The organism is Natrononativus sp. DTA114 (assembly GCF_059736515.1).
The window spans coordinates 990,313-1,002,215 of the sequence record NZ_JCASSN010000003.1; the positions used below are offsets into that span (position 1 = coordinate 990,313).

At 63.2% G+C, this 11,903-nt stretch carries 11 protein-coding genes and 1 tRNA gene; 7 read left to right on the top strand and 5 right to left on the bottom strand.

Translation table 11 applies throughout. From position 1 onward, the window contains the following. The first annotated feature begins 21 nt into the window (after positions 1-21). A complete protein-coding gene (locus AC6I6S_RS15335) occupies positions 22-1,722 on the top strand; it encodes a methylmalonyl-CoA mutase family protein (protein ID WP_497951329.1) in 1,701 nt (566 codons plus the stop codon). A 213-nt stretch (positions 1,723-1,935) separates the two neighbouring features. Here the strand turns inward: AC6I6S_RS15335 and AC6I6S_RS15340 are convergent, their stop codons facing one another. The 3 genes from AC6I6S_RS15340 to AC6I6S_RS15350 all read right to left on the bottom strand — a co-directional run bounded on the left by AC6I6S_RS15340 (position 1,936) and on the right by AC6I6S_RS15350 (position 5,064). After that, entirely contained in the window at positions 1,936-2,754 is an 819-nt protein-coding gene (locus tag AC6I6S_RS15340; protein WP_497951331.1) for an ABC transporter permease, read from the bottom strand. Then, a complete protein-coding gene (locus tag AC6I6S_RS15345) occupies positions 2,754-3,431 on the bottom strand; it encodes an ABC transporter ATP-binding protein (RefSeq protein ID WP_497951333.1) in 678 nt (225 codons plus the stop codon). The genes AC6I6S_RS15340 and AC6I6S_RS15345 overlap by 1 nt, the downstream gene beginning before the upstream one ends. Before the next feature lie 121 nt (positions 3,432-3,552). Next, positions 3,553-5,064, bottom strand: coding sequence for a chromate transporter (locus tag AC6I6S_RS15350; RefSeq protein WP_497951335.1), 1,512 nt, complete (start codon positions 5,062-5,064; stop codon positions 3,553-3,555). Positions 5,065-5,202: 138 nt separating this feature from the next. Here AC6I6S_RS15350 and AC6I6S_RS15355 point away from each other — a divergent pair, with 138 nt between their 5' ends. Beyond that, the gene (locus AC6I6S_RS15355; protein ID WP_497951337.1) at positions 5,203-5,571 is read left to right on the top strand and encodes a winged helix-turn-helix transcriptional regulator; all 369 of its coding nucleotides are present in this window, start codon (positions 5,203-5,205) and stop codon (positions 5,569-5,571) included. 129 nt (positions 5,572-5,700) lie between these two features. On the opposite strand, the gene AC6I6S_RS15360 is transcribed toward AC6I6S_RS15355, so the two are convergent. Next, entirely contained in the window at positions 5,701-6,171 is a 471-nt protein-coding gene (locus tag AC6I6S_RS15360) for an SRPBCC family protein (RefSeq protein WP_497951339.1), read from the bottom strand. Between the two features lie 373 nt (positions 6,172-6,544). Here AC6I6S_RS15360 and acs point away from each other — a divergent pair, with 373 nt between their 5' ends. Next, a complete protein-coding gene (acs, locus tag AC6I6S_RS15365; protein ID WP_497951341.1) occupies positions 6,545-8,524 on the top strand; it encodes an acetate--CoA ligase in 1,980 nt (659 codons plus the stop codon). A gap of 2 nt (positions 8,525-8,526) precedes the next feature. Here the strand turns inward: acs and AC6I6S_RS15370 are convergent, their stop codons facing one another. Beyond that, positions 8,527-8,793, bottom strand: coding sequence for a DUF7520 family protein (locus AC6I6S_RS15370; RefSeq protein WP_497951343.1), 267 nt, complete (start codon positions 8,791-8,793; stop codon positions 8,527-8,529). 146 nt (positions 8,794-8,939) lie between these two features. On the opposite strand from AC6I6S_RS15370, the gene AC6I6S_RS15375 reads away from it, so the two are divergent. From AC6I6S_RS15375 to AC6I6S_RS15390, 4 genes are all read left to right on the top strand, one after another. Next, a tRNA-Leu gene (locus AC6I6S_RS15375) sits at positions 8,940-9,022 on the top strand. Positions 9,023-9,282: 260 nt separating this feature from the next. Further along, a complete protein-coding gene (locus AC6I6S_RS15380; RefSeq protein ID WP_497951345.1) occupies positions 9,283-10,086 on the top strand; it encodes an inositol monophosphatase family protein in 804 nt (267 codons plus the stop codon). A gap of 62 nt (positions 10,087-10,148) precedes the next feature. After that, positions 10,149-10,598 (top strand): Lrp/AsnC family transcriptional regulator, encoded by a 450-nt coding sequence (locus AC6I6S_RS15385; RefSeq protein ID WP_497951347.1) that lies wholly within the window; start codon positions 10,149-10,151, stop codon positions 10,596-10,598. An 87-nt stretch (positions 10,599-10,685) separates the two neighbouring features. Further along, complete coding sequence (locus tag AC6I6S_RS15390) at positions 10,686-11,813, top strand: DUF63 family protein (RefSeq protein WP_497951349.1); 1,128 nt, start codon at positions 10,686-10,688, stop codon at positions 11,811-11,813. The last annotated feature ends 90 nt before the right edge of the window (positions 11,814-11,903 follow it).

Here is an 11,903-nt window from a genome sequence, read left to right on the forward strand (position 1 = left end):
TGTCCGGCAAAAATTACGCTCATGTACGACGACGAGGACCTCGCGGAGATCCGCGAGGCGAACTCGGAGTGGGAATCGGAGACGCTCGAGCCGGTGCTCGATCGGTTCGGCGAGCGAAAGGACCGCTTTGCGACGGTCTCGAACCTCGAGGTCGACCGACTGTACACGCCCGAGGACGTTGCCGATCTCGACTACGTGGAGGATCTCGGCTTCCCCGGCGAGGAGCCCTACACTCGCGGGCCGTACCCGACGATGTACCGCGGTCGGAGCTGGACGATGCGCCAGTTCGCCGGCTTCGGCACGGCAGAGGAGACCAACGAGCGCTTCCACTACCTGATCGATCAGGGCCAGACCGGGCTCTCGACGGCGTTCGACATGCCGACGCTGATGGGACTGGACTCCGACGATCCGATGAGCGACGGCGAGGTCGGCAGGGAGGGCGTCGCGGTCGACACGCTGCGCGACATGGAGATCCTCTTCGACGGTATCGACGTCGGCGAGGTCTCGACCTCCTTTACGATCAACCCCTCCGCGCCGGTGATCTACGCGATGTACATCGCGCTGGCCGACCAGCAGGGCGTTCCGCGCGACGAGGTTCGTGGCACCCTCCAGAACGACATGTTCAAGGAGTTCATCGCCCAGAAGGAGTGGGTGATCCCCCCCGAAGCCTCCCTCGATCTCGTGACCGACGTCGTCGAGTTCAGCACGGAGGAGACGCCGAAGTTCCACCCCATCTCCGTGTCGGGGTACCACATCCGAGAGGCCGGCTCGACGGCGATCCAGGAGCTCGCCTTCACCCTCGCCGACGGCTTCGGCTACGTCGAAGACGCGATGGACCGGGGCCTCGACGTCGACGAGTTCGCCCCGCGGCTCTCCTTTTTCTTCAACTGCCACAACTCCTTCTTCGAGGAGATCGCGAAGTACCGGGCGGCCCGGCGGATCTACGCCCGCGTGATGGACGAGTGGTACGACGCCGAAAAGGCCGAGTCGAAGCGACTGAAGTTCCACACCCAGACGGCCGGCCAGTCGCTGACCGCCCAGCAGCCGATGAACAACGTCGTCCGGGTAACGATCCAGGCGCTCGCGGGCGTGATGGGCGGCACACAGAGCCTCCACACCAACAGCTTCGACGAGGCGCTCGCGTTGCCGAGCGAGGAGGCGGTGCGGGTCGCCCTGCGAACCCAGCAGATCATCGCAGAAGAGTCGGGTGCCGCGGACATCGTCGACCCGCTCGGCGGCTCCTTCGCCGTGGAGGCGCTCACGAACGAAACCGAGGAGAAAGCAATGGCCTACATCGAACACATCCGCGACCTGGGCGACGGCTCCGTGCGCGACGGCATCCTGCAAGGAATCGAGGACGGCTACTTCCTGCGGGAGATCCAGGAGGCCTCCTACGAGTACCAGGAGCGCGTCGAGCGCGAGGAGGAGGTCGTCGTCGGCGTCAACGAGTACACCATCGACGAGGACACCAGCCCGGATATCCTCCACGTCGACGAAACCGCCCAGGAGCGCCAGCTCGAGCGCCTCGAGGAGACGAAAGCCGAGCGCGACGACGCGGCCGTCGAGGCGGCGCTCGAGTCGCTCCGAGAGGGGATCGAGAGCGAAGAGAACACGATGCCGTACATCGTCGACGCCGTCAAGGCCTACGCCACGATGGGCGAGATCATGCAGGTGTTCGAGGAGGCCCACGGCGCCTACTCGGAGCAGATCGGACTGGCCTGAGTTCGCGACAAAACGCGGTCGTACATGCCCGTTGGCCGGCACGAACTGTGGGAATTTCCTGCCGTAGTCTTGTTAAAAGCCCCAAACAGTGATAGGTTTCAGGAGTTGTGCTGAATACAGAGCACGAATGCAGCATGAACCGAGGACGATCAGTGTAAAAGGCTGAACGCGCAGCCTAGGAGAGTGATGTCAAACGACGTCTGTGACAGCGGTTCAACTACTCGAACTTGCCTCGACGCGGCGCAACTGTTCGGCGTCGGTGAAGACGTACTTCCCGATCAACAGGCTGCTCGTCATACTCGTCAACCCGCCGGCAGCGAAGATCATCGCCATGATGACGAACTGATAAAGCGCTGCGTAGATCGGGTTCTCGCCGGCGAGGATCATTCCTGCCATGATCCCCGGGATCCAGACCCATCCCAGGCTCTTCAGCGAGTCGATCACCGGGATGAGCGACGCCTGAACCCCCGTCTCAACGTGCCGAGAGATGACGGCCGTCGGCGGCGCTCCGAGGGCCAGTCCCGCTTCGATCTCCGCCCGGTTTGATGCGATTTCGCTCTTGAATCGATCCAGCGCGAGCGAGTTGATCTGCATCGCGTTCGCGATGATCATACTTCCGACGGGGACAAGGTTCCGAACCGTCGCTTCGATCGCGCCGGCGAGCGTCATCGTGACGATCACGAGCCCCGATCCGAAGACGATTGCGAAGAACGACACCCGGACGACGCCCGGCAACCCCTCGCCGCGGTTCTTCGAGATCCACGTCGCGCCGACCATCATCCCCAGCAGGATGACGCCGCTCCAGACGAAGTCCACCGTCAGCAACACGCCGACGATCGATCCCATCGCGACGATCTGGACCAACCCCCGGACGAGGGCGACACCGAGTTCGCGCTCGAGCGTCAGCCCTCGAAGATGGGAGAGTCCAACCACGAGCGCGGCGAGGACGGCCGCGACCGCGACCTGTGTGAGCCCCGTGAGGAGAACGGGATCGGCGAACTGTTCGAGGAACTCCTCGAGGACGGCGTCCATCAGGCCAACACCTCTTCGGCCGGCCCGACGCGGTCGACGCGGCCGTCCTGAAGGACCAGTACACGGTCACCGATTCGTCGCGCCTGCTCCTCGTCGTGAGTAACCATCACGACGGTGAGATCGAGTTCACCGATGAGATCGACGAGAAGCGCCTCCACGCGCTCTTCCGCTGCCGAATCGAGGTGGGAGGTCGGTTCGTCGAGCAGGAGGACGTCGGGGTCGTTCAGCAGGGTCCGAGCGATCGCGACGCGCTGTTTCTCGCCGCCGGAGAGTTCCTCGGCGTCGCGGTCCTCGTAGCCGGTGAGTCCGAGTCGCTCGAGCAACTCTGTGAGGTGCATCTCGTCGATCGTCTCTTCTCTGAGGAGCGGGCCACGAGCAACGTTCTCGAAGACGGTTCCAGGGACGAGCGCGGGATCCTGCGGAACGAGCCCGACGCGCTTACGGAGCGTTCTCGGAGGCAAGTTTCGGTAGTCCTCGCTATCGAGGCGCACCGTCCCCTCGGTGGGCTCGTCGAGGCGGTTGAGCAGTCTGAGGAACGACGATTTCCCCGCTCCCGATGGACCGACGACGACGAGGACGGTCGATTCGGGGACCGACACTGAGACGTCTTCGAGGAGACGGTCTCCGTCGACGACCCGCCCGAGATTTCGCGTCTCGAGTTTTGGAGTCGGCGTCATTATCGATATACACCCTGGCTCGCTCGAGCGGGAAGTAGGGATCGATCAGTTACGCGCGGAGAGGGAAGCCGATCGTCCAAATGCAGACGGGCAGTCGCGTGAATCCGGGGGATACGTTCAGTCATGCGAGCAGTACGAGGTGGTAGAACAGCCCAGCGGCCATCGCCGCGGCGAGCGTTCGGAGCATTCCCTGCTTGAACCGGAAGATCAGGACGAACGAGCCGACGACGATCACCAGCGCAGCAACGTCGAGTGTCTCGAAGACGGGGACGAGGAGGTCCATTCCGTACCCGTCGTACGTCCAGTGATCCTCGAAGAGGACGTGCAGGCCGAACCAGACGGCGAGGTTGAGAATGATCCCGACGACAGCGGCGGTGATCCCCGAAAGGGCTGCCGTCAGCGATTCTTTTCCCCGGAGGTACTCGATGTACGGCGCACCGAGGAAGATAAAGAGGAAACAGGGAACGAACGTCACCCAGGTGACGACGACTGAACCCAGGATACCGGCGACGAGCGGGTCGAGCATCCCCGGATTTCTGTAGGCACCCATGAAGCCGACGAACTGGACGACCTGCACGAGCGGACCGGGCGTCGTCTCGGCCATCCCCAGGCCGTCGATCATCTCACCCGGCTCGAGCCAGCCGTAGGTCGCGACGGCCTCCTGAGCGATGTAGGCGAGCACGGCGTACGCGCCACCGAAAGTGACGACCGCAACCTGGCTGAAGAAGATCCCTTCCTGGGTAAAGATGTGACCGGCACCGAGAGCGAGGTAGAGACCCACAAGCGGGCCGAACCAGAGCGCCCCCCAGAAGGTGACAACGCGAACGGCCCGCCACGTCGACGGTCGTTCGTGGTCTGCGACGATTTCGTCCGAGATGACGGCCTCAGTTTCGCTCTCATCGCTCGCGATCGGTTCGCCCTGATCGTCCAGGAGCGATTCGTCCTCACCTTCGGACGTTCCAGCCTCCTCGTCTTCGTCCCCCTCAGCGTCGCCGTGGCCTGTAATGACGGTGAACACCTCCGGGGCGTACCGATGGCCGAAGAAACCGACGAGCCCCGCGGCGAGGATGATGATCGGAAACAGGATATCGAAGACGAAGATCCCGATGAACGCCCCCGCGGCGATGGCAACCATGGCCGCGTTTGCCAGCGCTCGAGAGCCAATTCTGATCAGGGCCTCGACGACGATTGCGAGGACGGCAGCCTGAAGACCGAAGAAGATCGCCTCGACGGTCGTCACCTCCCTGAACTCCGCGTAAAGGATGCTGAGTACGAGGATCGAGATGAATCCGGGGAGGATAAACAGCGTTCCGGCGACGATCCCGCCTTTTGTTTTGTGCAACAGCCAGCCGATGTACGTCGCAAGTTGTTGTGCCTCCGGCCCTGGGAGCAACATCGTGTAGTTCATCGCGTGGAGGAAGCGACGTTCGCTGATCCAGCGCTTCTGTGTGACGAGCAGTTTGTGCATCACGCCGATCTGTCCGGCGGGACCGCCAAAGCTGTAGGCGGCGACCTGCACCCAGACCCAGAACGCCTCGCGAAACGAAACGTCATGATCCGGTTCCGAGACGGCGTCCTCGGTCGGAGGTGTCGTGTCGGTCGATTCGTTCGAGTGAACGGAATCGTCTGTCATCAATTGGTGATCGATTACGGACCGGAATATAGGGACGAGTCCTCCGTTTAACAGTCAGTTCGGTAACCAACAGCCGCTTCGGTCTGCCAAAGCGAAGGGTGGAAAACAGGTATACTCCCGGCCGTTCTTAGTCGATGTATGGACTCTGCTGGATGTGGTTGTGGCTGTGACGAGCCGGAAATCGCTTACTACGAGCCGCTTATCGATACGCTCGATCTCCTCGCGAACAAGTACGCTCTAGAGACGATTAGCGTCATCGACTCTCACGGCCCGATGCGGTTTGCGACTCTCGAGGCGCATCTCCCGGAGGCGAGCAGTTCGACGCTCTCGAACAGACTGCACGAACTCGTTGACGACGGGTTGGCGACGAGGACGCAGTACAATGAGGTGCCCCAACGCGTCGAGTACGAGCTCACAGACCGCGGTCACGAACTCCAAGCAGCGTTGGAACCGGTGCTCAAGTGGGCGTCGGCCCACGAGATTCCAGCACAGCCTCACGAGAGTTGACCCAGTGTACAAATATCTGGTCTTGTTGAAATACTCAATATTTGACATATTCTCGCTGCCTTGCTGAATACAGAGCGCGAATGCAGCAATGCTAGGATTGAAACGGGGCCTCTCTCTCTGACTCATCACCTACGGATTCTTTCCTGAGGGGACTCGCTCCTCATTTTCGAGTATGCGTTTCAAATTCTCGCCCTCTTCTCGCATGTGCGTTCGGACGGCGTCGAATTCTCGCTTGTTGAGCCGAGCACCGATTGGACCGGTTCGTACTTTGATTCGCTGGGTGAGTTCGCAGCCGTCCGAGCGTGCATCGATTGTGAAGCTAATGTGAGGCATAAGCAGCCCGACCAGCAGTGACGTCGGCTTGAACTCAATGTATCGATTGGGAGTCACCTCTACGAACTTCACAGTCTTTTTCTGTAACTTTCCTGCGATCCGTTCCTCGAAATAGGCCTCTGTGCCTTGTTCCAAGCCGACCCCACTTGTCCAGCGGAACGTGATGTGATCGGGGTGCCATCGCTCGTAGTTCTCTTCCATTTCCTCGAAAAATCGATAGACTTCTACTGGGGGAGCCTCTACCTCTGTGGTTTCCTCCAATCTCATTCTCGATTAAGTAGGGCTGTCTCACCATAAATACTGCACTCATCCTCTATATTCAGCAGACAACTCTTATCATCTACTGAGGACTTCAACTGAGCCCCTGCCGTATAAAATAATGTTGTATTGTACGACCGACCTCTTCGCCGCCTCTCTAAGCGCTTTTTCGAGGTGTTCGAAACCCGACTCGAGGACGCGGGGTTCGACCAGGGCTCGCTGGCCGGAGACGGAGTGACCCGCGAGTCGACGGCCGTGGTCGCCACAGGGAGAACGCCACGACCGGCTCGTAACTGATTCGTCGGGGGTACTCGAGACGACCGGAACCGAGAGACAGCGAGGGGAACGCTTATTTCACTCATGGTCTATGGTTCCGCTAGCCATGACAGACAGTTCCGAGGAGAGTGTCGAACTCGAGGCCCGATTGGAGGAACAGGAGTCGTTCGATCCGCCGGCGTCGTTCGTCGAACAGGCGAACGTCACTGACGAGGGGATCTACGAGGAGTTCGAAGAGAACTGGCCGGAGTGCTGGGAGGAGGCCGCCGACCTGCTTTCCTGGGACCGAGGGTACGACACCGTCCTCGAGGACGGAGAGGCGCCGTTCTACGAGTGGTTCACGGGCGGCGAACTCAACGCGTCGGCGAACTGCCTGGATCGCCACGTCGAAAACGGCGCGAAGAACCGCGCCGCGATCAAGTGGGAGGGCGAACTCGGCGAGACGCGGACCTATACGTACGGCGACCTGCTGAACGAGGTCGAGGTGTTCGCCGCCGCGCTGCGGGATCTGGGCGTCGAGGAGGACGACGTCGTCACCCTGTACATGCCGATGATCCCCGAGTTGCCGATCGCGATGCTCGCGTGTGCGCGCATCGGGGCACCCCACTCCGTGGTGTTCGCCGGGTTCTCCGCCGACGCGCTGGCGACGCGGATGAACGCCGCCGACAGCGAGTATCTCGTGACCTGCGACGGCTACTACCGCCGAGGCGACGCGCTGAACCACAAGGAAAAGGCCGACAAGGGTGTTCGGGGTGTCGACCACGACGTCACCTCGGTGGTCGTCGACCGCCTCGGCGACGAACTGAAACACTTCCTCGGCGAGAGCGCACACGACTACGACGAACTCGTGGACGAACACGAGGGGGCGTCGGTCGACCCCGTCTCCCGCGATGCGGAGGACATGCTGTTCCTGATGTACACCTCGGGGACCACCGGCGAGCCCAAGGGCGTGAAACATACCACCGGCGGTTACCTCTCGTACGCCGCCTGGACCTCACACGCCGTACTGGACGTCAAACCCGAGGACACCTACTGGTGCGCCGCGGACATCGGCTGGATCACCGGCCACTCCTACATCGTCTACGGCCCGCTCGCCCTCGGGACGACGACGATGATGTACGAGGGAACCCCCGACTATCCGGAGCGCGACCGCCTCTGGGAACTGGTTGAGAAGAACGACGTGGACATCTTCTACACCGCACCCACGGCCATCCGGGCGTTCATGAAGTGGGGCAGCCAGTATCCCGAGAAACACGATCTCTCGTCGCTCCGACTGTTGGGAACCGTCGGCGAGCCGATCAACCCCCGGGCCTGGAAGTGGTACTACACCCACATCGGCAACGAGGAGTGCCCGATCGTCGACACCTGGTGGCAGACCGAAACCGGCGGCATGATGATCACCACCCTGCCGGGCATCGGCACCATGAAACCCGGAACCGCCGGGCCGCCGCTGCCGGGGGTCAGCGCTCGAGTCGTCGACGCCTCCGGCGAGGAGGTCGAGGCGGGGAAAGCCGGCTACGTCACCGTCGACAAACCATGGCCGGGAATGTTACGGACGTTGTACAACAACGACGAGCGCTTCATCAACGAGTACTGGCGGGAGTATTCCGACGAGGAGGCAGACGAGTGGGTCTACTTCCCCGAAGACGGCGCGAAGATCGACGACGACGGCTACATCACCATCCTCGGGCGGGTCGACGATGTCATCAACGTCTCCGGCCACCGCCTCGGGACGATGGAGATCGAGAGCGCCATCGTCGGCACCGAGGGCGTCGCCGAAGCCGCCGTCGTCGGCGGCGACCACGAACTCAAGGGCGAGGCCGTCTACGCGTACGCGATTTTGGAGGACGGTCAGGAGCCAACCGACGCCATGAAAGATCGCATCGTCGAAGAGGTCGAGGACGCCATCGGCCCGATCGCCCGTCCGGAGGAGGTAATCTTCACCCCCGAACTCCCCAAGACTCGCTCCGGGAAGATCATGCGCCGCCTGCTCGAGGACATCGCCTCCGGCGAGGAGTTGGGTGACACCTCGACGCTGCGGAATCCGGAGATCGTCGACGAGATCGTCGAACAGGTCAGCGAATAACGCTACACCGCGTTTTCGTCGAACTGCCCGACGATCCAGACGACGAAGAGCGCCGTGAGCAGAAAGGTTCCGACGGTCACCGCGCCGTAGAGCGCGAAGGAAACCGGGGAGACCGTAAACGTGATCTCGAGGACCGTGACCTCCTCGAGGCCGGTCTGGTCGGGGATAACCGCGCCCAGGACGGCACCCAGGGCCGCCGTGACAGCGACGATTCCGGCGACGAGGCCGATCACCACGCGTGGTCCGGTTGGCTCCGTGCGTTCGGTCACAGTCGTCTGCTCGCGTACCGGTGAGTAGACTGTTTTGTTTTCGAGCGGCGGGCTCGAGTGGGCCACCTGTCTGACACCGCAGGTGGTATATATTCGCCGGCTATAGGGTACGACTGCGGGTAGCGCCCGCAGACAAAGTACCAGGTGCGAGGGTAGCCAAGCGGCCAACGGCGGCGGACTCAAGATCCGCTCTCGTAGGAGTTCGTGGGTTCGATTCCCTCCCCTCGCATCGAAACGAGGCGCACACACGCGCCGAGTGAGATGCCGGAGGGATCGAATGACGCCGGGGTTCTGCGCAACGCGCAGGTTCTCGGAGGTGGTTCGATTCCCTCCCCTCGCATCGCATGCGGTGCGAAAGCACCGATACAGATGCGGAAGGTCCTGCGGTAGAGATCTTCCCTCGCAACATTCTCGAGGTCGACACACTGACAGCGGCGCGGCTACGACTGAAACCGCCACCTCTTTGCTCGCCCGACTATCAGAACGCGTATGACCGAACTCGAGTCCGCACAGCGACGCGCGAACCTCGCCGAGCGGGCGGCTAACGCCGGTGCGGCCGTCGCCGAGGAGGCGTTCCGGTCCGGAATCGCAGTCGAGACGAAAAACGGGAAGACGGACGTCGTTACCCAGGCCGACCGCGACGCCCAGGCGGCCGTGATCGAAGCGATCCGCGAGCAGTATCCCGACGACCCGATCGTCGGCGAGGAGGACGACGAACTGAAGGCGGTTCCCGATGAGGGACCGGCCTGGATCGTCGATCCGATCGACGGCACGAACAACTTCGTTCGCGGCATTCGGGTCTTCGGAACCGCCGTCGCGGCGGTGACCGACGGCGAGCCGGTCGGGGCGGCGACGGTGCTGCCCGCGCTCGGCGACAGCTACCGGTCCGGGCCGGACGGTGTCACGCTGAACGGCGACCCGATCACAGTGAGCGAGCGAGCGGACCCGGAACTGTGCACCGTCTGCCCGACGATCTGGTGGGGGTACGACGACCGCGACCAGTACGCCGCGGCCAGCAGGGCGATCGTCGAGCGGTTCGCGGACATGCGTCGGTTCGGCTGCGCCCAGGCGGTGCTCGCGATGGTCGCCTCCGGGGCGCTCGACGGCGTGCTCACCAACGTCGCGGCGAACCCATGGGACACCGTTGCGGGGGTTCACCTGATTCGCGAGGCCGGCGGCACCGTCACGGACCTCGAGGGCGAGCGCTGGCGACACGACAGCCGCGGGCTGGTCGCCTCAAACGGCGCGGTTCACGAGCACGTGCTCGAGGCGGCTCGCGAGATCGAACGGTAGCCCGACCCGGAAGCGACCGACGCGTCAGAAGTATTTTTACCGGTGCGTTCGCCGAAGGTGGTATGGAACTCGATGACACCGACCGGGCGATTCTCCGGATTCTCCAGCGAAACGCCCGCACGCCGTTTAGCGAAATCGCCCGCCAGATCGACATGTCGAGTGCGACGGTCCACGACCGGGTCAGCCGGATGGAAGACGCGGGCGTCATCGAGGGCTACCACGCTCGCGTCGAGCCGAAGGCGATCGGGCTCGGGATCTCCGCGCTGGTCGGTCTCCGCGTCGAACAGGGCCGTGAACAGGACACATTGGAGCGGCTGACGGACATCGAGGGTGTCCAGCAGGTTCACCTGACGACCGGCGAGTGGGACGTAATGATGCGCGTCTACGCCGACGACGCCGACGGACTGCGCGAGCTGATGTTCGACCGGATCGCTCGCATGGACGGCTTCGCCCGCTCGCAGACGATGGTAATCCTCGGAACGACCTACGACAGCGACGAACTCCCGGTCTAAGGTGTTGGTTCCGGCCGGCCCGCGCTCGTGGGCGAACGGTACAGGAAACCGGAAGCGGTAAGCGGTCCCCGTCGCAGGGTATCCTGTATGGAAGAGTACATCGACCGCGTCGGTCCGGTACGGGCGTGGGCCGCCCTCACCGGCGTCGTCGCGCTCGTGATCGCGTTCGCCGCGCTGGCGTTCCACCAGCAGGTGTACGTCGATGTCATCTGGCACTACTACTGGGGACCGGTCGTCGCCGACGCACGGGGACTGAGCTGTGTGGCGTGGGCCGGCGGCGCCGAAATTCCGTGCAACGAGGCCGGGGCGGGCGACGGTCCAACCGCGTCACCGGGCTACACGTGGCAGTCCTACGCCGGCTACATCCCGATCCTGATCCTGCTGCTCACCGGTATCATCCTGTTCATTCGCCGCCTCGACATTCAGCGCTACCGGGCGGGCTTTTACGCGCTGTTCCCGTTCATGCTGTTCGGCGGGGCGCTCCGGGTCGTCGAGGACGCGAACGTCGCCGCCGCCAGAGAGAGCGGCGAGATGGTGATGCAACTGCCGTACGTGGCGGCGCTCATCAGCCCGTTCATCTACGTCACCGTCTTCCTCGTCACGCTCGTCGCGCTGTTGATCGCGATCTGGCTCGAGCGAAACGACTACGTCAGCGGCTACGAGTACCCGCTCGCCGGGATCGGCGCGTTCGCCCTCGCGGTCACGGTCGGCTACCTGGGCTACCTCGCTGCGACCGAGCCGTATGCGGAGTTCCACGAGTGGATCCTCATCATCACGCTCGTCGGAGCGACCGTCGTTACCGCGATCACCTGGTACGCGATTCGGGCGTTCGCGCCGGAGATCAACCGCGGGACCGAGTATATGGGACTGGTCGTCATCTGGGCCCACGCGGTCGACGGCGTCGCGAACGTGATCGGCCTCGACTGGGCCTACCGACTCGGGCCGGGCTACAACCTCTCCCCGAAACACCCGATCAACGAGGCCATCGTGAACTACACCGGCTCCCTGCTCCCCGCGTCGGTCGTCGAGGTGACCGGCGCCGCCTGGCCGTTCTTGCTGGTCAAGGTCGCCGCCGCAGTGCTCGTCATCTGGATCTTCGACGAAACCGTCTTCGACGAGAGCCCGCGCTACGCGACCCTGCTGATGATCACCGTCGTCGCCGTCGGCCTCGGTCCCGGCACGCGGGACATGCTGCGGGCGACCTTCGGCGTCTAGTTCCCGACGCGTAATCCCCCGACGCGATTTTTTGTCGCGACCCGACCGCGACGCTGTTCGGCTGGTATCGTAACCCGGGCTTTGTCGACC

Bases quoted from the DNA above. Each gene is read 5' to 3' on its own strand.
- AC6I6S_RS15355 (WP_497951337.1), top strand. From the start codon at position 5,203: ATGGACTCTGCTGGATGTGGTTGTGGCTGTGACGAGCCGGAAATCGCT.
- AC6I6S_RS15360 (WP_497951339.1), bottom strand. From the start codon at position 6,171: ATGAGATTGGAGGAAACCACAGAGGTAGAGGCTCCCCCAGTAGAAGTC.
- AC6I6S_RS15345 (WP_497951333.1), bottom strand. From the start codon at position 3,431: ATGACGCCGACTCCAAAACTCGAGACGCGAAATCTCGGGCGGGTCGTC.
- acs (WP_497951341.1), top strand. From the start codon at position 6,545: ATGACAGACAGTTCCGAGGAGAGTGTCGAACTCGAGGCCCGATTGGAG.
- AC6I6S_RS15335 (WP_497951329.1), top strand. From the start codon at position 22: ATGTACGACGACGAGGACCTCGCGGAGATCCGCGAGGCGAACTCGGAG.
- AC6I6S_RS15380 (WP_497951345.1), top strand. From the start codon at position 9,283: ATGACCGAACTCGAGTCCGCACAGCGACGCGCGAACCTCGCCGAGCGG.
- AC6I6S_RS15385 (WP_497951347.1), top strand. From the start codon at position 10,149: ATGGAACTCGATGACACCGACCGGGCGATTCTCCGGATTCTCCAGCGA.
- AC6I6S_RS15390 (WP_497951349.1), top strand. From the start codon at position 10,686: ATGGAAGAGTACATCGACCGCGTCGGTCCGGTACGGGCGTGGGCCGCC.
- AC6I6S_RS15340 (WP_497951331.1), bottom strand. From the start codon at position 2,754: ATGGACGCCGTCCTCGAGGAGTTCCTCGAACAGTTCGCCGATCCCGTT.
- AC6I6S_RS15350 (WP_497951335.1), bottom strand. From the start codon at position 5,064: ATGACAGACGATTCCGTTCACTCGAACGAATCGACCGACACGACACCT.